This window comes from Actibacterium sp., from assembly GCF_055134745.1.
This window is the reverse complement of the sequence record NZ_JBSRVX010000050.1, coordinates 41687-65397: the sequence shown is the minus strand read 5'-3', so window position 1 is coordinate 65397 and position 23711 is coordinate 41687. Positions and strand designations below refer to the sequence as shown.

At 58.5% G+C, this 23711-nt stretch carries 26 protein-coding genes; 10 read left to right on the top strand and 16 right to left on the bottom strand.

Annotation, left to right across the window (positions count from 1 at the left end):
* Nucleotides 1–8 precede the first annotated feature (8 nt).
* The 7 genes from ACTCHC_RS10630 to ACTCHC_RS10600 form a co-directional block, all read right to left on the bottom strand.
* On the bottom strand, nucleotides 9–710 hold the full coding sequence (locus ACTCHC_RS10630; protein ID WP_463022469.1) for an EthD family reductase: 702 nt from the start codon (nucleotides 708–710) through the stop codon (nucleotides 9–11).
* Nucleotides 711–863: 153 nt separating this feature from the next.
* Nucleotides 864–2513 carry an ABC transporter ATP-binding protein gene (locus tag ACTCHC_RS10625; RefSeq protein ID WP_463022468.1) on the bottom strand — a complete coding sequence of 550 codons (1650 nt, stop codon included), beginning with the start codon at nucleotides 2511–2513 and terminating at the stop codon, nucleotides 864–866.
* 5 nt (nucleotides 2514–2518) lie between these two features.
* Nucleotides 2519–3580: an ABC transporter permease gene (locus ACTCHC_RS10620; protein WP_463022467.1), complete on the bottom strand. Its 1062-nt coding sequence runs from the start codon at nucleotides 3578–3580 to the stop codon at nucleotides 2519–2521.
* A 9-nt stretch (nucleotides 3581–3589) separates the two neighbouring features.
* Entirely contained in the window at nucleotides 3590–4546 is a 957-nt protein-coding gene (locus ACTCHC_RS10615; protein WP_463022466.1) for an ABC transporter permease, read from the bottom strand.
* A 105-nt stretch (nucleotides 4547–4651) separates the two neighbouring features.
* A complete protein-coding gene (locus ACTCHC_RS10610; RefSeq protein ID WP_463022465.1) occupies nucleotides 4652–6259 on the bottom strand; it encodes an ABC transporter substrate-binding protein in 1608 nt (535 codons plus the stop codon).
* Nucleotides 6260–6515: 256 nt separating this feature from the next.
* On the bottom strand, nucleotides 6516–7598 hold the full coding sequence (locus tag ACTCHC_RS10605) for an AI-2E family transporter (protein ID WP_463022464.1): 1083 nt from the start codon (nucleotides 7596–7598) through the stop codon (nucleotides 6516–6518).
* A 129-nt stretch (nucleotides 7599–7727) separates the two neighbouring features.
* Nucleotides 7728–8381, bottom strand: coding sequence for an SH3 domain-containing protein (locus ACTCHC_RS10600; RefSeq protein ID WP_463022463.1), 654 nt, complete (start codon nucleotides 8379–8381; stop codon nucleotides 7728–7730).
* Nucleotides 8382–8631: 250 nt separating this feature from the next.
* Here ACTCHC_RS10600 and ACTCHC_RS10595 point away from each other — a divergent pair, with 250 nt between their 5' ends.
* Complete coding sequence (locus tag ACTCHC_RS10595) at nucleotides 8632–9507, top strand: PRC-barrel domain-containing protein (RefSeq protein WP_463022462.1); 876 nt, start codon at nucleotides 8632–8634, stop codon at nucleotides 9505–9507.
* Nucleotides 9508–9573: 66 nt separating this feature from the next.
* On the opposite strand, the gene ACTCHC_RS10590 is transcribed toward ACTCHC_RS10595, so the two are convergent.
* From ACTCHC_RS10590 to ACTCHC_RS10580, 3 genes are all read right to left on the bottom strand, one after another.
* Nucleotides 9574–9975 carry a response regulator gene (locus ACTCHC_RS10590; RefSeq protein ID WP_463022461.1) on the bottom strand — a complete coding sequence of 134 codons (402 nt, stop codon included), beginning with the start codon at nucleotides 9973–9975 and terminating at the stop codon, nucleotides 9574–9576.
* Nucleotides 9976–10144: 169 nt separating this feature from the next.
* Nucleotides 10145–10657 (bottom strand): pyridoxamine 5'-phosphate oxidase family protein, encoded by a 513-nt coding sequence (locus ACTCHC_RS10585; RefSeq protein WP_463022460.1) that lies wholly within the window; start codon nucleotides 10655–10657, stop codon nucleotides 10145–10147.
* Entirely contained in the window at nucleotides 10657–10857 is a 201-nt protein-coding gene (locus ACTCHC_RS10580; RefSeq protein ID WP_463022459.1) for a CsbD family protein, read from the bottom strand. Before ACTCHC_RS10580 ends, ACTCHC_RS10585 begins: the two co-directional genes overlap by 1 nt.
* A gap of 166 nt (nucleotides 10858–11023) precedes the next feature.
* Between ACTCHC_RS10580 and ACTCHC_RS10575 the strand changes: the two genes are divergently transcribed.
* The gene (locus tag ACTCHC_RS10575; protein ID WP_463022458.1) at nucleotides 11024–11752 is read left to right on the top strand and encodes a Crp/Fnr family transcriptional regulator; all 729 of its coding nucleotides are present in this window, start codon (nucleotides 11024–11026) and stop codon (nucleotides 11750–11752) included.
* A gap of 149 nt (nucleotides 11753–11901) precedes the next feature.
* Here the strand turns inward: ACTCHC_RS10575 and ACTCHC_RS10570 are convergent, their stop codons facing one another.
* From ACTCHC_RS10570 to ACTCHC_RS10560, 3 genes are read right to left on the bottom strand one after another with little or no spacing between them, the layout of a single operon-like run.
* Nucleotides 11902–13605, bottom strand: coding sequence for a sensor histidine kinase (locus ACTCHC_RS10570; RefSeq protein WP_463022457.1), 1704 nt, complete (start codon nucleotides 13603–13605; stop codon nucleotides 11902–11904).
* Between the two features lie 29 nt (nucleotides 13606–13634).
* Nucleotides 13635–14225: an RNA polymerase sigma factor gene (locus ACTCHC_RS10565; protein WP_463022456.1), complete on the bottom strand. Its 591-nt coding sequence runs from the start codon at nucleotides 14223–14225 to the stop codon at nucleotides 13635–13637.
* The gene (locus tag ACTCHC_RS10560) at nucleotides 14215–14367 is read right to left on the bottom strand and encodes a NepR family anti-sigma factor (protein WP_463022455.1); all 153 of its coding nucleotides are present in this window, start codon (nucleotides 14365–14367) and stop codon (nucleotides 14215–14217) included. Before ACTCHC_RS10560 ends, ACTCHC_RS10565 begins: the two co-directional genes overlap by 11 nt.
* Before the next feature lie 97 nt (nucleotides 14368–14464).
* Here ACTCHC_RS10560 and ACTCHC_RS10555 point away from each other — a divergent pair, with 97 nt between their 5' ends.
* A complete protein-coding gene (locus ACTCHC_RS10555; protein WP_463022454.1) occupies nucleotides 14465–15277 on the top strand; it encodes a response regulator in 813 nt (270 codons plus the stop codon).
* Between the two features lie 37 nt (nucleotides 15278–15314).
* On the opposite strand, the gene ACTCHC_RS10550 is transcribed toward ACTCHC_RS10555, so the two are convergent.
* Nucleotides 15315–15809: a Dps family protein gene (locus ACTCHC_RS10550; RefSeq protein ID WP_463022453.1), complete on the bottom strand. Its 495-nt coding sequence runs from the start codon at nucleotides 15807–15809 to the stop codon at nucleotides 15315–15317.
* Between the two features lie 83 nt (nucleotides 15810–15892).
* Nucleotides 15893–16066, bottom strand: coding sequence for a DUF1328 domain-containing protein (locus ACTCHC_RS10545; protein WP_463022452.1), 174 nt, complete (start codon nucleotides 16064–16066; stop codon nucleotides 15893–15895).
* A gap of 202 nt (nucleotides 16067–16268) precedes the next feature.
* Between ACTCHC_RS10545 and ACTCHC_RS10540 the strand changes: the two genes are divergently transcribed.
* Both ACTCHC_RS10540 and ACTCHC_RS10535 read left to right on the top strand, forming a co-directional pair.
* On the top strand, nucleotides 16269–16595 hold the full coding sequence (locus ACTCHC_RS10540) for an ElaB/YgaM/YqjD family protein (RefSeq protein ID WP_463022451.1): 327 nt from the start codon (nucleotides 16269–16271) through the stop codon (nucleotides 16593–16595).
* Between the two features lie 8 nt (nucleotides 16596–16603).
* Entirely contained in the window at nucleotides 16604–16921 is a 318-nt protein-coding gene (locus tag ACTCHC_RS10535; protein WP_463022450.1) for a phage holin family protein, read from the top strand.
* Between the two features lie 63 nt (nucleotides 16922–16984).
* Here the strand turns inward: ACTCHC_RS10535 and ACTCHC_RS10530 are convergent, their stop codons facing one another.
* Nucleotides 16985–17830, bottom strand: a complete 846-nt coding sequence (locus tag ACTCHC_RS10530; protein WP_463022449.1) for an SDR family NAD(P)-dependent oxidoreductase — start codon at nucleotides 17828–17830, stop codon at nucleotides 16985–16987.
* A 284-nt stretch (nucleotides 17831–18114) separates the two neighbouring features.
* Here ACTCHC_RS10530 and ACTCHC_RS10525 point away from each other — a divergent pair, with 284 nt between their 5' ends.
* The 5 genes from ACTCHC_RS10525 to ACTCHC_RS10505 all read left to right on the top strand — a co-directional run bounded on the left by ACTCHC_RS10525 (nucleotide 18115) and on the right by ACTCHC_RS10505 (nucleotide 23705).
* Nucleotides 18115–18672 (top strand): NADPH-dependent FMN reductase, encoded by a 558-nt coding sequence (locus ACTCHC_RS10525; RefSeq protein WP_463022448.1) that lies wholly within the window; start codon nucleotides 18115–18117, stop codon nucleotides 18670–18672.
* A gap of 31 nt (nucleotides 18673–18703) precedes the next feature.
* A complete protein-coding gene (locus ACTCHC_RS10520) occupies nucleotides 18704–19627 on the top strand; it encodes an alpha/beta hydrolase (RefSeq protein WP_463022447.1) in 924 nt (307 codons plus the stop codon).
* Nucleotides 19628–19652: 25 nt separating this feature from the next.
* A complete protein-coding gene (locus ACTCHC_RS10515) occupies nucleotides 19653–21335 on the top strand; it encodes an AMP-binding protein (RefSeq protein WP_463022446.1) in 1683 nt (560 codons plus the stop codon).
* A gap of 325 nt (nucleotides 21336–21660) precedes the next feature.
* Nucleotides 21661–22905: an LLM class flavin-dependent oxidoreductase gene (locus ACTCHC_RS10510; protein ID WP_463022445.1), complete on the top strand. Its 1245-nt coding sequence runs from the start codon at nucleotides 21661–21663 to the stop codon at nucleotides 22903–22905.
* Complete coding sequence (locus tag ACTCHC_RS10505) at nucleotides 22902–23705, top strand: alpha/beta fold hydrolase (protein ID WP_463022444.1); 804 nt, start codon at nucleotides 22902–22904, stop codon at nucleotides 23703–23705. The genes ACTCHC_RS10510 and ACTCHC_RS10505 overlap by 4 nt, the downstream gene beginning before the upstream one ends.
* Nucleotides 23706–23711: the final 6 nt, after the last annotated feature.

The window sequence follows — 23711 nt, the reverse complement described above, 5'->3', positions numbered from 1 at the left end:
GAAATTGATCAGTGTCCGGGGGTTGCCTCCCTGACGATATACAGCTCATCCACCTGATAGACGGCGATGGTTTGGGCCTCGGCATTACCGAGATTCCAGTCGTCTTGCGGGGCGGCGCGCATCGCGCTGTCCAGCGTGGCCTGGTCACGGAACCACAGCTCCAGCACCCCGTCCACGACCGGGTCGCCCTGCACGACACCGGCCGCCACCGGGTGATCCTTGTCGACTACCAGGTTCATCGTGCTGCGGCACAGACCGGGGATGGCCGACAAATTGCGCGCCATCCGGGCCTGCCATGTGGCCGGGTCCTGCAGGGCCGCCGAGTGCGGGGCGATCTTTTGCAGGACCAGCACTTTATGCGGTGCCTCTTGCGGGGCTTCATCGGCCAGAATGGGCAGTGGGCTGGTGACCAGAACGGTGATCGCGCCCTGAAATTTAGGGATATCCAACTTGGTTTCGGCATATTCGGGTGACACCTCGGCGGCTTCCATCGCGGCAAGGTCGTCGAATTGCAACTGTGACAGCCCGTCGATGGGCTGCATCGGCCAGGGCGCAGCTTCGAACAAGCGCGCGCGGATGTGGTTCTGGCGATAATCGCGCAGGCCGGGCAGGTGGCGCGCCAATTCGCCATGCACCGAGATCCAGTGATTGGTGAAGGTCTTCAGGCTGTCGCCGTCGCGCCTGCAGATTACCCCGATCCTGTGAATCATATGCGTGCCCGCCTGTGCTGAATATATTCTTATGGCAATAAAATACCTAATTCGCACGATAAGAGATAATGTCGAGATCGGCAATGCCGTATGCTGCACCAGGCGCAACAGATTTCAATCCATCAATTCTGCCCGGTCTGCCGCAATGGCGCGTTATGTTCTGGCGGCTTCGCCTATACTGTCGACGCCGCGCTCTTCCAGCAAGGTGGTCAGCCAGTCGGGGTCCATCTCGGGGACCGATGACAACAGCAGATCGGTATAGGGGTGATGCGGCGGCTTGAACATCTGGTCCTTGGGGCCTTGTTCGACCACGCGGCCCGATTGCATCACCACGACCTCATCTGCGATGGATCGCACTGTGGCCAGATCGTGGGTGATGAACATATATGCCAGGTTCAGCTGCTTTTGCAGCCCGTCCAGCAGTTTCAGGATACCTTCGGCGACAAGTTGATCCAGCGCGCTGGTCACTTCGTCACAGATGATGAAGCTGGGCTCGGCGGCCAGGGCGCGGGCGATGCCGATCCGCTGTTTTTGTCCGCCTGACAGTTCCGGTGGATAGCGGTTGTAATATTGCGAGGGTTCCAGTTCGATCAGATCAAGCAGTTCATCGACGCGCGCCTTCAGCTTGGTGCCCCGCAACCCGCCATAGAATTGCGCGGGGCGGCCGATGATCTCGCTGATCCTGACCTTGGGGTTCAACGCAGTATCGGCCATCTGATAGATCATCTGCGCCTGCCGAAGCTGGTCCTTGCTGCGGTCGCGATAATCGGGCGGCAGGACGATGCCGTTAAAGGCGATCTGCCCTCTGGTGGGGGGCAAAAGGCCGGTGATGCAACGCGCCGTCGTGGATTTCCCCGAACCGGATTCCCCCACGATCGCAACGGTCATGCCCGCATGAATGTCAAAGGAGACGTCATGCAATACGGGCGTGTCACCATAGGACGCATCTATATTCTGAACTGACAGAACCGGCGTTACATCGGCCGTGGGGCGCGATTTTTGCGGTCGCTTGAAGCTGCGCACGGCCCAAAGCGACTTGGTGTATTCATCCTGCGGGTCGTCCAGCATCTTTTCGGTGCTGGCGGTTTCCACCTCCTCGCCTTTCAGCAGAACCTTGATGCGGTCGGCCATCTGCGCCACCACGGCCAGGTCATGCGTGATATAGATCGCGGCGGTATTGTATTCCTTGACGATATCGCGGATCGCGGCCAGCACCTCGATCTGGGTGGTCACATCCAGTGCCGTGGTCGGTTCGTCAAAGATGATCAGGTCGGGCCGGCAAGCCATGGCCATCGCCGTCATCGCCCGCTGCAGCTGACCGCCCGAGACCTGATGCGGATAGCGAAACCCGATTTCCTGAGGGTTGGGCAGGCGCAGCTTTTCATACAGCTGCATCGCGTCTTCCTGGGCCTGCACGCGTTTCTGGATACGATACTGAACCGGGGCTTCGGTATGCTGGTTGATGATGCGATGCGCGGGATTGAAGGACGCGGCTGCCGATTGCGCGACATAGGCAATCCGCGATCCGCGCAGGGCACGCCGTTCGGCCGCAGAGGCGGTCGTCAGCTCCATCCCGTCGAATTCGATAGTGCCGCCGGAAATGCGGGTGCCATCGCGGGCATATCCCATCGCCGCCGCGCCAAGGGTCGATTTCCCGGCACCGGATTCACCGATCAGGCCCAGAACCTCGCCGCGCTTCAGGGTCAGGTTGACGCCCTTGATGATGTCGACCCAGTCTTCACCGGTGAAACCCTGAATTTGCAGGTCGCGGATTTTCAGCAGAATGTCATTCTTTCCGGTCATCGCGCTTACTCCTTCAGGCCCGACGACCGGAACAGCATCCAGTCGACCACAAAATTGACCGAGACCGTCAGCAGCGCGATCGCCCCTGCCGGGATCAGGGGGGTGACGTCGCCGAAGGATATCAGCGTCGCGTTTTCACGCACCATCGCGCCCCAGTCGGCGGTGGGGGGCTGGATACCCAGTCCAAGAAAGGACAGGCCCGCCACCAGCAGGAAGACAAAGCAGAATTCCAGCCCGAATTCGGCAATCAGCGGGGCGGTCGAATTGGGCAGGATTTCCTTGCGGATCAGATACCAGTTGTTTTCGCCGCGCAGTTTGGCGGCCTCGATATAGTCCATGACGACCACGTTTCCGGCCACAGCCCGTGTCAGGCGGAACACCCGCGGTGCATAGATGACCGCAACCGCGATGATGATGACGCTGACCTTCGGCCCGAATATGCTGAGCATCAACAGCGCGAAAATCAGCGACGGGATCGACATAACGACATCGGCCAGCCGCCCCAGGAACTGATCAAGCCAGCCCCCCCTTGTCGCCGCCAGCAGGCCAAGGAAGGCCCCGACGGCAAAGGCCAGCAGCGTGGCCGCCAGTGCCAGCCCCACGCTGTTGCGGGTGCCATAGATGATGCGGCTGAACATGTCGCGGCCCAGTTGATCCGCCCCCAGCAGCATCCTGCCATCCGCCATGGCAAAGGCATCGGCGATCACTTCGGATTCGCCAAAGGGGGCAATCCAAGGGGCGAACACGCCGGCAATCGCATAGGTGAAGATCACGAACATGCCGAAGGCCGCGGTCAGCGGTGCAGTCTGGATTTCGCGGGCGGCCCCGGCGGGCAGGATCAGGGCCAGAAACTCGCGAAAGGCATAGGATATGCCGGCCGCGAACCCCAGCATACCGGCGCAAATGGCGATGAACCGCAAAGCCGCGACACCGCCGACGATACCCAGAATGAACGAGACCAGCGTCAACGAGAACAGCATGCCAAAGGCGCTGCGATGTTTGAAATAGGCCGTCAGGCAAGAGGCCGCGACCAGAAGGGCAAAGTATGCAATGACGAAGTAATTCATACCCTGCTCCTATTTCGGGTGCCGCAGGCGCGGATTGGTCAGGATAGCCCCGATATCGGCGGCAAGGTTCAGCAGGATGAAGGTCGCGGCAAAGATCAGGCAGCAGGCCTGCACGATCGGAAAGTCGCGTTTCGATACCGCATCCACCAGCGCCTGACCGATCCCCGGATAGACAAACACAACCTCGACCAGCACGACGCCGGTGATCAGATAGGCCAGGTTCAGCGCCACCACATTGATGATCGGCGCCCAGGCATTGGGCAGGGCGTGATGCACGATCACGCGCCAGGGCGGCACGCCCTTCAGGCGGGCCATCTCGATATAGGGAGAGGTCAGCAGGTTGATGATCGCGGCGCGTGTCATGCGCATCATATGCGCGGTGACGACCAGAACCAGTGTCAGCGCCGGCAGGAAGGTTCGCTGCAGAAGGTCGAGAAAGCTCATGTCGCTGCTGAGATTGGAAATGGCCGGGAACATCTGCGCCTTGACGGCCAGAAACAGGATCAGCAGGTAGCCCAGGAAAAATTCCGGCGATGAAATGGATGTCAGGGTCAGCACGTTGGCGACCCTGTCAAAGACGGTATTGCGAAACAGCGCCACCAGAATGCCCAGCACGATGGCAAAGGGCACGGCTATCACCGCCGCATAGGCCGCCAGGAACAGGGTGTTCAGGAACCGTCCGCCGATGGCGTCGCTGACGCGCTGGCCTGTGATCAGCGATGTCCCGAAATCACCCTGAACCGCGCCGGCCAGCCAGTGCAGGTATCGCACGGGCGCGGGCTGATCCAGCCCCATCTGTTCCCGCAGGGCCGCCAGATTGTCTTCGGTCGCCCCCATGCCCAATACGGCCTGGGCGATGTCGCCGGGCAGCAGTTCCACCATGAAAAAGATGATGATCGAAATGATCAAAAGCGTGATCAGCCCCAATCCCAGCCGTTTCGCCACCAGCCTCAGGATATCCCGCATCAAATCCTCCTGTTCATGCCATGGCGCGCCGCGTGCCGTCTATCCGCCACGCGGGACCGGACATGTTGCCCCGGTCCGAAATTGCGGGCCGGGGCGTGTCACGGTTCAGGCCGAGAACCACCAGCGGCTGCAGGCGCGTGCGCCATCCATCTGCCAGCTTGCGGCAAGCTGTTCGCCATGCTGCACGTTCTTGCGCCGGGCATAGACGAAATTGGGGAAGAACGGCACGATCGTGCCGCCATCATTGCGCGCCAGCAGCGCCATCTCGCGATACATCTCGGCGCGCAGGGAATTGTCCAGCTCGGCCTTGGCCTTGATCAGCAATTCATTGAAGCGCGGATTTTTCCAGTGGCTTTCGTTCCATGCGGCGTCGGCCTTGTAGGCCAGGCTGTACATCACGTCCGGCGTTGGCCGGGCGCCCCATTGCACGGCGCAGAACGGCTTTTTCAGCCAGACATCGGAATAATACCCGTCATTGGGTTCGCGCACGACATTGATCTTGATACCGGCCTTCTTGGCCTGTTCCGCATAGAGGACGCACATATCGACTGCGCCCGAAAATACGGAATCGGCGATGCTCAGATTGACCTCAACACCTTCGGCCCCGGCTTTCTTCAACAGTGATTTCGCCTGATCGGGATCATATTCGCGCTGGGGAATGTCATCTGGCCAATAGGGCATGGCGGGGGAGTGATGAAAATCATTGCCCAACGAGGCCGCGCCAAAGGCGATCTTGTCGATGATCTCGTTCCGGTCGATCGCCAGTTTCAGCGCGGTGCGCACATCGAGATTATTGAACGGAGCCTGATCGACAAACATCGGCATGGTGATGGCCGCGGCCGAAGGCACGTTGTCGATGGCGATATTGGGATCGCGCTTCAACAGCGACAGTGTCTTCAGTTCCAGTTGCGTGATCGCATCGACATCGCCGGTGACAAGTGCCGTCTGGCGTGCGTTGGGGTCGTTCAGAACCGTGATTTCGACCTCATCGAAATAGGCGCCATCCAAATGCCAGTCTTCATGCCGCACCAGCCGGTAGCCAACGCCGAATTCGGCATCGACCAGCTTGTAGGGGCCGCAACCATCGCCCGATTGCCAGTTGGCGGTGCCATCCGCATTGGCGGGTATGATCGTCAGGTGATAATCGGTCATCAGCCAGGGTAGATCGGCATTGCCTGATGCCAGCTTGAACGTGACGGTGCTGTCATCGACCTTGACCAGATCTTCGACATCGGCCAGCAAAGCCTTGGCGGCAGAGGTCGATTTTTCACCACGGTGATGGTTCATCGAGGCAATGACATCATCGGCTGTGACCTTGCCGCCGCTGTGGAAGGTTGCCCTGGAATTGATCTTGAAGGTCCATTCCTTGGCGTCAGGGCTGGCTGACCATTCGCTGGCAACATCTGGCCCCAGTGAGCCATCTGATTCAATCAGCGTCAGATAGCTGCGATAGGTATGCGCCAGCTGGATGATCGAAAAGCTCAGATATGTGCCGGGGTCATGGGTGTCGGATGTATTGCCGTCATGGGCACCCAGACGGAACGTGCCGCCCCGTGCCGGTTGTGCCATCGCGGCACCGGTCCACAGACCTGTGGCGGTGCTGGCGGTCAGGCCGGCGGCAATCGAATAGTTCATGAACGAGCGCCGTGAAATCCCACCACGGCGCGCCGCCTTGGCCATGTTGTCAATAAGTAATTTCTTGTCTGAATTCATAGCTTTTTACTCCTGGAAATTTCCGGTCGTGGTGCTGGAACATACAAAGCCCGCACACCGGGAACGACGCATGCGTGCCCGCTCTATCTGTAGAAAACGACATGCTCTTAGGAAAACACGAACGGGCTTTACATGCTACCCCCGTGTGGGGATTCGGTCGGATCGATGGGTAAGCATCTGTATTAAAATAGTAATTTTTCATGTTTTTGTGCCCTCACGATAGAGGAAATGGGGGGCAAGAGCACCGGCAGAGGCCTCACACACCCCGGTGTGGTCGCGCATTCTCTGGTGTGGAAGCCTCCGTCCGGGGCATTTCACTAAGCTGGCCGTTGATCACCAACCCCCATACAAGCAACGGGATCGCCACGATGCCGCCGGCCGGGCCCCACAGCCAAATTCCGAATACGATCGCCAGAAAGACGATCAGCGGATTGATTTCCATTTGCCGCCCGACAAGGGCGGGGGTAACAAACTGGCCTTCGGTCGTATTCAGGCCGACAAAGCACAGCGCGGGCAATACGGACATGATGCCGTCGAATTCCGCGATACCGGTGAACAAAAGCGCGACCGTAAACGCGGCCGGACCGATATAGACAATGAAATTCGCCAGGAACGCCAGCACGCCCCATGACAGGGCGTCCGGCATATCCAGGAGCCGAAGCATAAGGGCGGTTACGGCCCCCAGGCCCGCATTGATCGCGGCAATAGTCAGAAAATAACTGGAGACCCTGCGTTCGGCCAGCCGAAGCTTTTGTGCTGTTTCTATCCGGTCGCGATAGCGCAGGAACTGGGCGGCGATCTTTTCATAGACCGATACCCGCGTTGCCAGGAAGAAGAACAGGGTGCCGGCGAAGATCACAAACTGGCCCAGCAGGGCCGGCGCCAGCATCAGCGCATCCGTTGCCGATGGCACAGCGGGCTCTTTGGCGGGGGCGGTTTGTGTGGCGGCGGGCTGGGGCTGATCGCTTGACATCGCCTCGGTGACATCATCCGATATTTCCTTGAGCCCTTCAGTGGCGCGGCGAAAGTTGTCTACGGTGCCGCGCATGTCGTTGATGACCTGGGGCGCGTTTTCAATCATGCGCGCGACGATCGGTTGAAATATGATGCCAATCATCCCCAGAAAGCACAATGTAAGCAGCAGGCTGATCCCCGCCGCCGCCGCGCTGCCCAGACCGATGCGTGCCCACAGATCGGATAAAGGCGACAGGACAATGCCGATTACCATCGCCAGCGCCACGGGAACCACGATATCTTCGGCCAATTTAAGGGCTATGCAGATGGAAATCAGACCAATGGCGATGATCGCCAGTTTCGCCAGTTTGTCGATATCGCCCAATTCGTTTCTCCGGCCAGACAATATATAACGCGGGAATGGCGATCGGGTTCCGTAAGGGTGCCACTTTAACGACGGCAGGCCCGGCCCATATCCGGGCCAGGCCTGTTTGTTCATGCATGCGAACGCAGATCAGCGCAGAATGCGAATGATCTTGCGGTCGTCGTTCTTCACGATCACGGTCTGTCCATTCACGTTCAGATAAGAAAATTCGGAATCTGGCACTGGAACCAGCGTGACAGAGTCAGGAATGCCCGCCCCCGCGACGACCTCGCCTTCCAGAAAGATCGGCTCGTTCACAGGATGATTTTCCACATAGGTCATCACTTTGGGGTCGGGGGCTGTGGCATCGCCCGCGATCAGGCCTGCAACGGCGCCCGTGGCGACGGCGACAGGGCCGCCGATCAGGATGCCGGCCACTGTGCCGACCGCTGCGCCGCCGATGCGCGATTCAGGGCCTTTGTCTTCGACCTCGATCGTGGTGATGGTTGTGCGGGCCGGTTCGGTGGTCAATTGCATGGGGGTGTCTTCGATCAGGGTTGACAGATAATCCCCATAGGCCCAGCCGGACATGCCGTCATAATTGACCTTGCACCAGTTGCTGGCATCAACGCAGCCCATGACCTCGACTGTGTCCTTGTTGGTGATCACGCCTTCGATCTTGTATTCGGGTCCCGGTCCGGCCCGCAGATTCAGATCTGTCAGCGCAGTTGCCGTGCTTGCTGCATTGGCCGCCTGGCCCAGCATAAGAACAATCGCACTGGTGGTGAAAAGCATGCGTTTCATTTTTGTCAGCTCCAATTGTTGTGTCGGGCGTTCTTGTCGCCGCGACAGATGAGGTATCAACGATTTCCGGCGGGCTTTGTTCCGGCGCCGGCTTTGATCATGGGGTGGGGCATGTTTCGCGGCGGATATTTGCCGGCGGTGTGATTATTTCCGCCGGAACTGGAACCATGCCCAAGCCAGAGTGTTGATGCACCACACGCCCATTGCATGACGCAGCGGGCCTTGGACAATAATGATTAGGAGACTGAAAATGCGCAAACTTCTTGCGACGACCTCGCTTGCCCTGCTGATTGCGGGCCCGGCGCTGGCGCAATCCCAGATGATGGCACCCGGTTTTGTCGAAAGTTATGCGGCAGGTGATGTCTATGGGTCCGATCTTATCGGAATGCGGCTGTACATGGCCGACACGCGGCCCGAAGACGGTGCTGTTGCAACGGCAGACATGCGTGCCAATTGGGAAGATGTCGGCGAAATCAATGATGTGATCGTCGGAATGGACGGTCAGATCAAGGCGGTGCTGCTGGATGTGGGCGGTTTCCTGGGTATGGGTGAAAAGACCGTGGCCGTCAGCATGGACAGCCTGACCTTTGTTCAGGATGGCGATGACGAGAATGACCACATCGTATTCATGCAGGGCAGCAAGGAAGTGCTGGAGCAGGCACCCGAGTATCAGCGGGATATGCAGGCTGCCATGAACAGCGACAACAATAGTTCCACCGGCACCACGACAACCGGCACTACTGCAACCGGAACCACGGCAACCGGCACTACTGCGATGACCGCCGATCGTCAGGATGGCACCGCATGGACACGCCCGACGCAGATGCGCGAAGGGTATGTCGATCTGGAACCGACGGAACTGACCGCCGAGAACCTGACCGGGGCTACTGTCTATGGCGCCAATGACGATTCCATCGGTGAAGTCCAAGATATCGTGATTACCGCCGACGGCCAGACCGAAGGCGCGCTGATTGATGTCGGTGGCTTCCTGGGTATCGGTGAACACCGGATCGAGGTGTCGTTCGATGAGCTGCAAGTCGTTCGCCAGGCAGATGGTGACGAAGTGCGCGTTTATATCGACGCTACCAAGGAACAGCTGAAGGCACGTCCGGCTTACAAGTCGTAAGCACCGTATCGTGTTAAAAACGGGGCCGCATCATTGATGCGGCCCTTTTTCATGGGGCAAGGGGCATCAGTTGCTGCGTGACAGCAGTGCCATGATCGTCTGGCGCAGGGTTTCCTCGTTATAGGGCTTGTCCAGAACCGGGGCGTCATTTGTACCGGCGGGCTTATTATCCCTGGTCGAATGGCCTGTGGTCAGTGCAAAAGGGATGGCTGCGGCCGAAAGAGTGGCTGTTACCTGTTCGGTGGATGCTCCCCCCAGATCGACATCGACAAGGGCTATGGCGACAGGGTGTGCGGCCAGAATATCAAGGGCTTCGCGAACGGTTTGCGCAATATGAACCTTGGCGGCGCCAAGCTCGTTCAGTATATCTGCCGCGTCCAGCGCGATGATGACATTGTCCTCTGCCACAAGGGCGTGACGTGCGCGCCATGCTTCCCTGATAGCTGTGTCGTTCTCAAATGCCTGCATATAATACCTCGACAGTTCCAGAATGACCTGTGCCCGTTCTCATGGGCATGGGTCAGTCCGGTTGGCTAGCACGACTTGGGACTGCGCTGATTAACTTATGACATTGCGAAGACATAAAAATTCCCGCCCCGGGATGTGACGCCGGGGCGGGATAATGGTTTGGTCGCGATCAAGCCGCCTGGGTGAAATCCACAACGTAATGTTCGCCCAGATCCGGATCGTGATCGTTGCGCAGGTTCGCGCGCAGAATCTCGAACCCGAACACAGCCGGATTTCTGGTCGAGGTCCATACCGAGGCCTGAGCCAGTGGCATTTTCAAGAGTACGATCCGCGGATCATCAATGCCTTCCTCGAACCAGGCCGCGGACGCCATCGACCACAACTCACGCAATTTGTTGCGGTCCATTTCCTGGGTGATCGGCCCCGACATGCAGGCGTGCAGATCCTGCCCCTTTGACATGACGGTGAAATGGGCGATGGCACCCACGCCTATGGCCGCAGCAAGATCGGTATCATTTGCAGTAATGAACCACAGCGTGCTGGTGTCGCGGTCCAGATAGTGATGCATAGGCTGCATATGTTGTCCGGATCCGACGACGCCCAGCATACCTGCGTTTACATCGTCAAGCACATCGAAAAGATCATTCGTACGCTCACTATGCGACGTCGCTGCATCGGTCATCACGAATGGTCCTTCATCCACTTGTCGACTTCGTCGCGGGCCTGTTCCTTGGTCTTGCCATACCGTTCCTGGATGGAACCTTCGAGTTGTTCGCGATTGCCTTCGATCTTGTCCAGATCGTCATCGGTCAGATCGCCCCATTGTTCGCGCGCCTTGCCTTTGAATTGTTTCCATTGGCCTTTGATTTGATCCCAGTTCATGATGCTCTCCTGTCAAGATGAATGCGTTTTACCGCTTGTCTATCAACGATTTCGGGAAGACTTCGTTCCGATGCCCTGCGCAATATGGGCGGAAAGTTGCAAGTTGTGGCTGGAACCGGACCACATTGGGGACATTGATATGGCAAAGGCTCGGGAAGAACGGGGTATGACGACCAACTGCGAGAATTGTCCATTACGCAAAAAGCCGTTGTTCAAGGATCTGTCCGCGGAAGAAGTCCGGTTCATGCAGCGGTTCAAATCGGGCGAACTGGTTGTCGATCCGGGGACGCAGATATTGATGGAAGGGGCGAACAGCCCGCAATTATATACCGCGCTCAACGGTATGGGTATTCGGTACAAGATGTTGGAAGATGGCCGCCGCCAAGTGGTTAATTTGGTGCTGCCCGGCGATTTTCTGGGTCTGCAAGCCGGTTTGATGGGCGAAATGGGCTATTCGGTAGAGGCCACGACACGCATGACGCTGTGCGTCTTCAGGCGTTCTGATTTCTGGTCGTTCATGGCAAATCACACCGAACGGGCGTTCGATCTGACCTGGCTGGCAGCGATTGACGAGCATTTTCTGGGCGAAACGCTGACGACCGTTGGCCAGCGCACTGCAATCGAGGCCATCGCCTGGGCCTTTGTGCGGGTCTATCTGCGGGCCAAGGCAACCCTGTCGGGCACCAATGGCCGGGTTTCATTCCCGTATCGGCAACAGGATCTTGCCGATGCGCTGGGCCTGTCCCTGGTTCATACCAACAAGACGGTTCAGAAACTGCGCAAGCAGCAGCTGATTACCTGGGAAGACGGGATGCTGACGATCCATGATCTGGAACAACTGGCGCACATCGCCAAAACCGAGACAGCAGAGCCACCACGACGCCCCATTCTATAGGCGATGATGCCTGGTCGAGGCGCAACTCGTCTGTGAAAATGGCGGGGTGATTAGGGATGAAATCACCCCGCCTGCACTGGTTGAAAGAAGATGTGTGGGGCCACACCTTCATCTGGATAACCGCGTAATGTGCAAAAGGTTCCCGCCCATCAGAAATGATGGTCGCCCCCGGCCTCGGCATCGAAATCAGCGATCGTAAAGAGCAGGCGGGCGATATATTCCTGATCCGATATCTCGGTTTCGACCCGTCCATGAACCTGCTGAGCAAAGGCCGCGATCAGTTGCTCTCCTACCTTGGAGTTGAATTCGGTCGCTTTTGATCCGATCTCGATGCCCAGCGAATTGCGGGTCTCGAATTCGGCCCGTCCATCGGGCAGCAATCGCAGCCTGGCCGACAGCCAGGGCCGCCCGTTAGAGGGGGTGCCAATGTGCTTGATCGCGTTCGTCAGCAATTCCGAAACAGCCAGCGTCAGCGGCACAGCCTGATCGGGCACAAGCGTGATCGTGTCGTATTCCTGCGTCACCTCTACATTATGTTCGGCGGGCAGTATCGTGCTGAACATCCGGTCGGCAATCGTGGCGATCAGTTCATCCACGCTGACCGTGCCTTCGGTCGATGTTTCATACAGATATCGGTGCACTGTGGCGATGCTCATGACCCGTTGCTGAATATCGCGCAGGGCGCCGCGGGCCTCGTCCGAGGTCGCCTTGCGGATTTTCATGTTCAGCAATGAGACGATCAGTTGCAGGTTGTTCTTGACCCTGTGATGCACTTCCTTGAGCAGGATGGATTTCTCATGAACCGTATCTTCCAATTGGGCCTCGTCATGCAGAAAGCTTTCCGCAAGAAGGGACCAGGTTTCGTTCATTTCGCGGATTTCGGTGGCAAGCCTGTCAGCGTTCTCCATCGGGACCAAGCGCCGGGTCCGCTTGAATGTCAGCATACGTGCGCGCAGGTTTCGCGTGGGCCGGATCACCATCCGCTCGACGGCAAAGAACGCGACCAGCAGACAGGCCAGCCACATCAGAACCGGAAAGATGACAGGGATGGCGATCTTGAAACCGCTTATGCCCAGAAAGACCCGTTCGCGCTGCCAGCTTCCCATGGCATAGACCGTATCGGGGATGATCGGAACAATGGCAAACACACGCGGCGCGCCATCACGTGTCTTGCCGGTAAATGAAAATTCGCTTCCGCCAACAAAGTCTTTCAATGCCCAGCCGTCGGGCAGGGCGCCTTGGGCTCCATCAAGCCCGCCATCGGCGGTCAGAATCACGCCATCAGCGTTGAACGTGATCAGTTCAACCGGGCGCTCCGATACTTTCGCCCGATTCTTGGTGATACGGCCATGCGGTAGAGAAATTGCTACATAGCCGTCAAAAACCCCGTTCGACATGACCGGGTTGGCGACCACGATGACAGAAGTCTTGCTGATCGGCGCATCGGTATTCACCGTCACCCGCTGGCGCGGGTTGGCCTTCATGTCGATAAATGTCTGCATATCGGAAATGTCCATCCGCACGTCTGCTGAAGAGCAATTCATGATTCCATCCGCGTTGACATAGCCTGCGAATGAAAAGATGCTGGCGTCCTGCAGGAATGTTTCGAAGCTGTTCCTGCATTGCGGGCCATCGGACCCGATCATGGGGATAAGCGCGGCGATGGCGCGGCCGGCCCCAAAGGCGGACCGGATATCGCCGGCTTCTGCATCGGCGGCTTCATAGGTCAGGGCCAGAAGGTTGGCCTCGGCCTTGCGGTCGGCCTCTTCGATCAGCGCATAGGTCTGCAAGACCGATACCAGCCCGATCGGCAGCAATGCGATCGCAAGCAATGATGCCAGCCGATATGCCAAGGATCCCCTGGCGTCACGCAGGCGGCTGATCAACCGAACACCCGCTTTCCAACCATGCCCGACGTGAGAACCGCAACTGTGCCGCGATCTGTCAGCTCCATCGCTTCATCGTCATGCATGTCCAGAAGCTCGATCAATTGCGCCCGGCCACGATTCACCCGGCTTTTGATCGTGCCGATTTTCACGCCGCACATCTGCGCGGCATCCTCATATGAAAAACCCGATGCGCCGACCAGGATCAAGGCTTCGCGCTGTTCATCGGTCAGTTTGGCAAAGGCACGCGCAAAATCACGCAAGGCCAGATGCCCGTCATGATCTGGTTTCGAGACAAGCGTGGCGGCCATGATGCCATCTACATCGGCCACCTCGCGCCTGTGTTTGCGCCGATCCGAATAAAAGGTGTTGCGCAGGATCGTGAACAGCCAGGCACGCATATTCGTGCCGGTCGTGAACTTGTCGATGTTCTTCCAGGCTTTGATGATGGTATCCTGAACCAGATCATCCGCAGCCGAGGCGTTTCTGGTCAGGCTCATTGCGAAAGCCCGCATGGAGGACAGGTGTTCCACGATTTCATCCCGCGGCTCGCCGCTGTGCCGTTTTCCGCTTGCTTCAGCTTCCATTCTGGCCGTCCTGTTCCTTGAGCTGTCGCAACAAGTCTTTGAACCGATCAGGAATTTCATCCTCTGCCAGGGTCTGGAACACTTTTTTCAGGTTTTCATCTATCACCTTCTTCGAGGGGGACCCTGCCTGATTTTTTGTCATCCTGATTTTCTTTCCGGACGTAATTTTTGCATTCCTTGGAACAAAACTCTGACAAAATGAGTTTGGTTCCAAGAAAAATATGAAAAGGACCGCTTTAATGTCTGAAACCACTGACAGCAGCTATCTTTCCGTGACCGTTGCCAGCCTGTTGCCCTATCTGCGCCGTTATGCCCGCGCCCTGACGGGCAATCAGCGATCCGGCGATACCTATGCCGCTGCCACGCTTGAGGCGCTTTTGACGGATCGGTCCGTATTCGAGGCCGGGTATTCTCCAAAGGTTGCGCTGTTTCGCGCCTTTCATGCGATTTGGTCCAGCGCCGGGGCGCCGGTGGCCGAGGCTGACAGCGGCGTTGCCGCACGTGCCCAGGCCTTGCTGGCACGCCTGACCACGAATTCGCGCGAAGCGCTGCTGCTGCACACGGTCGAGGAATTTTCCTTCGAGGATATCGCCACGATCATGTCGCTGGACCCCGACGAGGCAAGTCATCTTGTTGACACCGCGCGCCGGGAAATGGCTGACAGTATTTCCGGGCGCGTCATGGTGATCGAGGATGAGGCCATCATCGCCATGGATCTGCAGGATATCGTTGCCGATATGGGGCATGCCATCACAGGCGTGGCGCGCACGCATACCGGCGCTGTGTCGCTGGCCGGGCGCGAACGTCCGGATCTTATCTTGTCGGATATCCAGCTTGCCGACGGATCCTCGGGGATCGAGGCTGTCAACGAAATTCTCGGGGCGGCGGGTGAAATCCCGGTCATCTTCATCACGGCCTTCCCGGAACGGCTGTTGACAGGGGAACGACCGGAACCCGCCTTTGTCATCACCAAGCCTTATACCGAAGATCAGGTGCGCTCGGCGATCAGCCAGGCGATGTTCTTTGCCAGCACTGAAACGCTGGTGGGATGATGACCGCGCCCCGGCCAGATGCTGGCCGGGGCAAGGATCACGCTGCGGTGGCCCGCAGCATCCAGACCGCTTTCTCGTGAAAAGCGGATCGCGCGGTTGCCATATCGGCGGTGACAGGATCATCCTGTTCTTCCGCGATCCTGATCAGTTCATGCATCGCGCTGGCCAGATGTTCGTGGTCATTCGCCAGATCGGTTATCATTTGCTGTGCGGTCAGTTTGCTGACCGTGCCGCCAACCGCCGATCCCTGTATCACGGCGTCGATATCGGTCTGCGTCAACTTGCCCAATGCACGAATGCGTTCGGCCATTTCATCTGCCGCCTTGAACAGATTCTGATAGTGCTCTTCGGTCAGGTGATGGATCGAATAGAAATGCGCACCTTCGACGTTCCAGTGATAGATGTGGCTTTTGATCATCAGCCGGTATGTATCCGAAAGCGCCGTCGCCAGCGCCTTGGCCACTGTGTCGCGATCCTTGACCCCGGTCTTGACCTGATCGGATTTCGCCAGGGTTTTCATTGCGCTATCCACGATAAACTCCTTTTCAATACATCATTTACATAAGGTGAACAGATTTTCGCAGGGGGCGAAGGCCCCCCGCAAACGGGTCTTGTTCAGACCGGGGGCTTGCCGCGCAATGCGCGGGCGACCATGGCAATCGCGAACAGGATCAGGAATACGACAAAGATGATCTGCGCGATCCCGGCCGAAGCCGAAGCAATGCCGCCAAAGCCGAAGACAGCGGCGATCAGTGCGATAACCAGAAAAGTCAGGGCCCAACCAAGCATGGGACATCTCCTTTGCATAAAGGCGCCAATGGGCGCGGATTAACAATGAAACGCAGGGTATCGGGCTTGGGTTCCACAAATTCGCGGCCCGTATCGGCCTGCCGGGGATGCGCTGGAATAATTGTCGCGTGCGGCTGGGAACCTGTGCCGTCGCAGCGGGTTGGTTTGGCAAGCAACCCAAGTTAACCAAAAGGGAAACATCATGGCACAGAACCAAATGACCAAAACTGCCGAACAATCCAGCGCGGATGTTCAAGCGGAGCTTTCCAAGCTGAAAAGTGATATCTCGTCGCTGAGCGCAAGTCTGAGCGACCTGGCCGCGAAACAGACCGAAAGCCTGAACTCCATGGCGCGTGCAAAGGTAGAGGCTGTGCGCCGGACAGGCGAGGAAACCCTGACCGAGGCACAGAAAATGGCCGCGAATGCCTATAAGAACGCGGAAAGCTCGGTCAAGGAAAACCCGGCTACCGGTGTGGCGATCGCAGCCGGGGTGGGCTTTCTTGTCGGCCTGTTCGCCGGGCGTCGCTGATCGTGGCCGTGGGCAAGGCAATCACTGATGCGGTGGGGCATGCGGCGCGACCGATCCTCATGGCGCTGATCGCCGGCTTCTTGCTGATGGTGGGGGCAGGTTTTGTAACCGTGGCGGCATGGATTGGTCTGGCGGATGTATATGGCCCCGCTATCGCCGCATTGGTGCTGGGCTGTGTTTATGGTGGTTTGGGGCTATTGGTATTGGCCTTTCGTAAACCCCCGCCGCCGCCGCCGGAACCCGCACCCAAGGTCGCGGATCGGATGGCCGATGCCTTCTTGCAGGGAATAAGCGCCGGTGCCGCAACGAAGCGGCGGCTGTCATAAGGTGGTCCTGTGATCATTTTGGCGCCCCCGCCCGATATCCACGGGCGGGGGCTTTTGCGTAGGTTAAGGCTTCACATCACCTGCGCTGCTCATGTTGAAACCCGAGGCCGGGTTGCGTGACCCACTATGCGGGAACAGCGAAGGCCCCCAGGCCAGCAGCCCGCCATCCACCACCATCGTATGGCCCGTGGTGAAGCGTGACTCGGAGCTGGCGAAATACAGCGCCGCATAGGCGATATCTTCGGCATAGCCGGTATCGGGCCAGGGCTGACGCCCCTTCATGAAGGTGCGCATGCCTTCATCATCGGCCACCGGAATCATCGGGGTGTGGATGCCGCCCGGCGCAATCGCATTCACGCGGATGCGGTCAGGGGCCAGTTCGACGGCGGCGTTCTTGGTCAGGTTGACCACACCGGCCTTGGCTGCAGAATAGGCCGCCGGGCCGCTGCCACCACCCATGCCTGCGGTGGACGAGGTATTGATGATCGACCCGCCTTCGCCATGCAGCCGAATCGCCTTGGCACCATGTTTGATCCCCATGAAGACCGAGCGCATCAGCAGAGCAAAGGTCTTGTCCCAGTTCTCGACCTCGGTTTCCGTGATCGGGGTCATCGCGCCCCCCACACCGGCATTGTTGAACAGCACGTCCAGCCGTCCGAACCCGTCGACCGCCTTGGCGATCATCGCCTTGACTTGCGATTCGTCAGAGACATCCGTGCGCGTGGCCAGGATATTCTTGGCAAATCCCTTCGAGCCGGCGATATCCAGAACCTCGTCGGATTTTTCGGTGTTGATATCGGCGATCACCACCTTTGCACCCTGATCCAGAAATATCAGCGCCGCCGCACGACCCATGCCGCTGGCACCGCCCGTTATTACAGCAACTTTACCTTCCAATCGTCCTGACATCGTTTCCTCCCTGTGAAAGCCTGCTGATTTGATGGCCGCAATCGGCCTGATTTGCAACCCGGACAAAGTATTGCGCGTTTGTGGGGTTGCCATTCCTTTGTGAAATTCGCAGATTATCGCAAAACTGGGAGGAGCGCCTTTTGCGTCCGGTTGCAAGCGGTCGAAATGGTCGTTGCCAGGGTGGTTGAGGCTTCTCCATACTGAACAGACGCTGCATCTTGTGGGGCATTGCATGTCTTCCGGAATCGCGGCGTGAGGCGAAGGCCGGAGAGGATGAATACCGTATGAACATCGTTGGACTGGGTGGAACGCTGCGCGCGGGGTCGTCGACCGAGGCTGTCATCCGGCATGTGTTGAAACATGCGGCTGACAAGGGGGCGCAGACCCGAATGTTTGCTGGCGATGCCATCGACCTTCCGATGTATACCCCCGGTGCCGTGGCCGATACGCCCAAGGTGCGGGCGCTGATCGCGGCACTGCGTGACGCCGATGCAATCGTCATCGGATCGCCCGGCTATCATGGCGGCATTTCCGGGCTGGTGAAAAACGCGCTGGATTACACCGAGGAAATGGCCAAGGACGCGGCCCCCTATTTCACCGACAAGCCCGTGGGATGTGTCGGCACCGGTTTTGGGTGGCAGGGCTGCAATACCACATTGGCCGCCTTGCGCAGCGTGACCCATGCCCTGCGCGGCTGGCCGACGCCGATCGGTATCGCGCTGAACACCAAAGATCCGGCTTTTGATGCCGACGGCAAGTGCCTGATCCCGGAACTGGATATCCAGACCCGCCTGATGGCCGAACAGTTGATGATGTTTCCTGCGCGCCGCAAGGCCGCCTGAAACAAGAGAAATTTTCCAAGGAGGAATCGATATGGCCCTGCACCCTGAAATCGCCACATACCTGCAAATGATGAAAGATGCGGGATTTCCGCAGATGAATACGCTGACGCCGGAAAAGCTGCGCGCCATCATGGCGGCAGCCCCGCGTGCGCCTGGTCCCGAAATGGCCAAGGTCGAGGATTTCGAGATCGACGTCGAGGGCGGCAAGATCAAGGCGCGCCTTTATGTGCCTGCGGGCGATCCGGTGGCGATCATCGACTTCATGCATGGTGGCGGCTGGACCATGGGTAGCATTGACCAGTCGGATGCCAATTGCCGCTATCTGGCGCGCAACGCCAATTGCGCGGTGGTTTCTGTCGATTACCGCCTGGCGCCAGAACATCCTTTCCCGACACCGGTGAACGATGCCTATGCCGCACTGGAATGGATCGCCGCCAACAAGGCCAAGCTGGTCGGCAAGGATCTGCCCCTGATCGTGCAGGGTGACAGCGCGGGCGCGAACCTGACCGCCGTTGTCTGCATCATGGCACGTGACCGCAACGGCCCGAAGATTGCCGCCCAGATCATGACCGGGCCCGCCGTGGACGGCGATATCGACGCGCCGGTGCTGAAGGAATTCGTGTCGCCCTTCCTGTCGCTGGAAGAAACTGCCTGGTTCTATGACATGTATGTGCCCAATCGGGCCGATCGCAGCGATTACCGCTTTGCCCCGATTCACGCTGAAAGCCATGCCGACCTGCCGCCGGCGCTGATCATCACGGCGGAAATGGATATCCTGCGTGTGCATGGGGAATCCTATGGCGCGAAACTGGCCGCCGCGGGCACGCCCGCGATGGTGTGCCGGTTCCCGGGCACGATCCACAGCTTCATGGCCATCAACGGCGAATTCGAACGCAGCAAACAGGCCTATGCAACGATCAAATCCTTTGTCGATGGTTTCGTCGCGCAGGGCTGACCGGCATAGGGGAGGAGAGAAATTGATGGAAAGCTATGTAAAAGGCAAATCCACACCGCCCCTGATCGAAACCACGATCGGGGTGGCGCTGGACAAGGCGGCCGCGACATGGGGCGGGCAAGAGGCGCTGGTCAGCCCGTCGCAAAACATTCGGATGACATGGGCCGAATTGCACCGCCGCGTCGAAAACCTCGCGTCGGGGTTCCTTGCCAGCGGGTTGCAGCCGGGAGATCGGATCGGCGTGTGGTCGCTGAACCGGTATGAATGGACTCTGACCCAGTTCGCCGCCGCCAAGGCAGGGCTGATTCTGGTGACGATCAACCCGGCTTACCGGCTGCACGAGCTGCAATATGCCCTGAACAAGGTCACCTGTGCTGCTATCGTGATCTCGCCGCCGTTCAAGACATCCGACTATCCGGGCATGATCGCGGCGCTGGCCCCTGAACTGGCCCATTCCAAGCCCGGCGCGCTGAAGGCCGAAAAGCTGCCTCATCTGCGGCTGGTGATCCAGATGGGTGATATCGAAACGCCCGGCGCGCTGCCCTTTGCCTCGGTCGAGGAAATGGGCGAACGCGCGGGAACCGACACACTGCGCAAGGCCGAGGCGGGGCTGAAAAACCACGACCCCATCAATATTCAATTCACCTCGGGCACCACCGGCAGCCCCAAGGGTGTCACGCTGAGCCACCGCAATATTCTGAACAACGGCTATTTCACCGGCGCGGCGATGAACCTGACAAATACCGACAGGATCTGCATTCCGGTGCCGCTGTATCATTGCTTTGGCATGGTGATGGGCAATCTGGCCAGCGTGACCCATGGCACGACGATGATCTATCCCGGCGAGGGGTTCGATCCTGTCGTTACCCTGCGCACCGTGGCCGAGGAACGCTGCACTGCCCTGTATGGTGTGCCCACCATGTTTATCGCCGAACTGGACCGGCCCGAATTCGGCGATTTCAACCTGTCCACCCTGCGCACCGGCATCATGGCCGGTTCACCTTGCCCGATCGAGGTGATGCGCAAGGTCGTGGACCGGATGCATATGCGCGATATCACCATTGCCTATGGCATGACCGAAACCAGCCCGGTCAGCTTCCAGACTACCGAAGACGATCCGCTGGAACGGCGCGTGTCCACCGTGGGTCGGGTGCATCCGCATGTGGAATGCAAGGTGATCGACGAGGCCGGCAATACCGTGCCGCGCGGCCAGCGCGGAGAGCTGTGCACACGCGGCTATTCGGTGATGATCGGCTATTGGGATGAGGCCGAACAGACAGCAGCGGCCAAGGATGCCGATGGCTGGATGCATACCGGCGATCTAGCCACGATCGACGCCGAAGGCTATGGCAACATTGTCGGGCGGATCAAGGATATGGTGATCCGCGGCGGTGAAAACCTGTATCCGCGCGAGATCGAGGAATATCTGTATACTCATCCGAAGGTTCAGGATGTTCAGGTCTTCGGCGTGCCCGATGCCGATTATGGTGAAGAACTGTGTGCCTGGGTCATTCTGGCCGATGGCGCCAGTATGGACGAGGCCGATCTGCGCGCGTTCTGCAAGGGGCAGATCGCGCATCAGAAGATCCCGCGTTATGTACGTTTCGTCGAATCCTTCCCGCTGACCGTTACGGGTAAGGTGCAAAAGTTCCTGATGCGCGAGGCGATGATGAAGGAACTGAATCTGGCCGAAGCCGAGACCGCCTGACATGCATTTTGGGTGCCGTATTACTGCTGATCGGCGGTGCGGCGCCCGTTTGCCGGTTTCATGGGCAGTTGGGGCAAAAACGGGCGCATAACCGCTTGGGATATCGCGGAATTTCCTGCCCTTGGAGACTGGATTGAGTTGACACATCGGCGCGACAGGCGTTAGTTTTTATGCAGGAGTATTGGCGGGTTCTATCTGTTCCTGTCCATTAGGGACGAAACCCCGATATGTGGAATGATTTCGGCATTGATCCATCTGCCGTTTGCTATTCCCCTTATGGGGTCAGTCAACGCGAAGAGTTCTGAATCGAAAGGGAGGATGCCACGTGAAAAGCGTTTGGTTCCATATGCAAAGTTACCGGGATCTGCCGGATGACTTCAGCAAGAAATACGAAAGCATCTGGGTGACACCGCCCAATGATGTGTTGTGCGATCCGGTGAAATCGGGCGAATATTTCCGCGCCAACATGGACGAGCTGGAATATGCCGACGAGGTCGGATTTGACGGCATCGGCGTGAACGAACACCATTCCAACGGCTATGGTTACTGCGTCTCGCCGAACATGGTGGCGATGCCGCTGGCGCGGCGCAATTCCGACGCGGCCGTGGTTGTGCTGGGCAATACCTTGCCGCTGTATAACCCGGCGTTGCGTGTGGCCGAAGAATTCGCGCTGCTGGATTGTGTCAGCAACGGCCGTCTGGTTGCCGGTTTCCCCGTCGGATCGGCGATGGATACTGTCGGCGTTTACGGCACTCCGCCCACCCAGGTGCGTCAGCGTTATTACGAGGCCCACGACCTGATCACCCAGGCCTGGACCAAGCCGGGCCCGTTCGCGTTCAACGGCCAGTTCAACAAGCTGCGCTATGTGAACCCCTGGCCCAAGCCGATTCAAAAGCCGAACCCGCCGATCTGGCTGGCCGGTGGCGGCTCGATCGAGACGTGGAAATTCGCGACCGACAACAACTATACCTATAACTATCTCAGCTTCACCGGCTATAAATTCGCCAAGGCGCTGATGGATGGGTATTGGGAACAGGTTGCCAAGGCCGGTCTGGATGACAACCCGTATCGCGCCGGTTTTGCCCAGATCGTTCTGGTCGCCGACACGGACGAAGAAGCCAAGAAGCTGTATTTCAAACATGTGCAGAACTTCTTTGCCAAGGGTCTGCATGTGCCGCCCTATATCGGTGGCGCACCGGGTTTCATGAGCGCCGAAAGCGTCAAGTTCAACATGAAGCACCGCGCCCCGCCGCGCGACCCGTATGAGCAGACATGGGAAGACTTCCGCGCCGACAAGCGGATCATCGCGGGTTCGCCCGAAACGGTGATCGCGGAAATGACCGAAGCCGCTGAATCGCTGCGGGTTGGCCACTTCATGCTGTTGATGCAGTTGCAGTCGATGGATACCGCGCTGACCAAATACAACACCAAGATGTATGCAGAGCGCGTGATGCCATATATCCGCGATTACTGGGACAAGCAGGGATACAAAGACCATTGGTGGCCGACAGGCGCGACGCAAAAGCCGCGCGTCAAACTGGCCGCCGAGCAGAAGGAGCCGGCAGAATGAACATCGCAGTCAATACCGTTGAATTCGGCCGTGGCTTTGTGCCCAACCCCGTCAAGATCAAGGGCGAGGGCAGCCCCGTCGTGTTCATGCACAGCTTTCTGGGCCAGGAATGGAACGGGATGCTGGATGATCTGGCCAAAACCCACAAGGTCATCGCGCCCGCCCATCCCGGCAGCGTCATGATCGAAAGCATGCCCAGCTTTTCCGACCTGAAACAGCTGGGCAGCTTCTGGGATCTGGTTCTGTATTACGATGACCTGTTCGATTCACTCGGGCTGGAAAACTTCGACCTGATCGGCCACAGCTTTGGCGGAATGGTGGCGGCGGAATATGCCGCGACATTTTCCAAGCGCGTGAACAAGCTGGTGCTGATTGATGCGATGGGGCTGTGGGATGACGCAAACCCGGTTGCCGATCACTATCTGACATCGGACGACAGCCGCAAGAAGCTGATGTATCACGATCTGAAACATCCCGAAGTGGTCAAGCGCCTGACCGATCCGACCGACCCTGAAGGTGCGCGCGATGCCTATATCGGCCGTTTCCTTGGGCTGGGCAGCAGTGCGCATTTCATCCATCCGATTCCGGAACGCGGCCTGAACAAGCGCCTGCACCGGATCCGGGCAAAGACGCTGGTGGTTTGGGGCAAGAACGACACCCTGACCCCGCCCTTCTATGCGGATGCGTTCAAATCGAAGATCGCGGGCGCCAAGGTCGAGATGATCGCCGATGCGGGCCACACGCCCTATGTCGAGCAGCGCGAAAAGGTCAGCGCGGTCGTCGGCGGCTTTTTGGGCTGAGCAAGA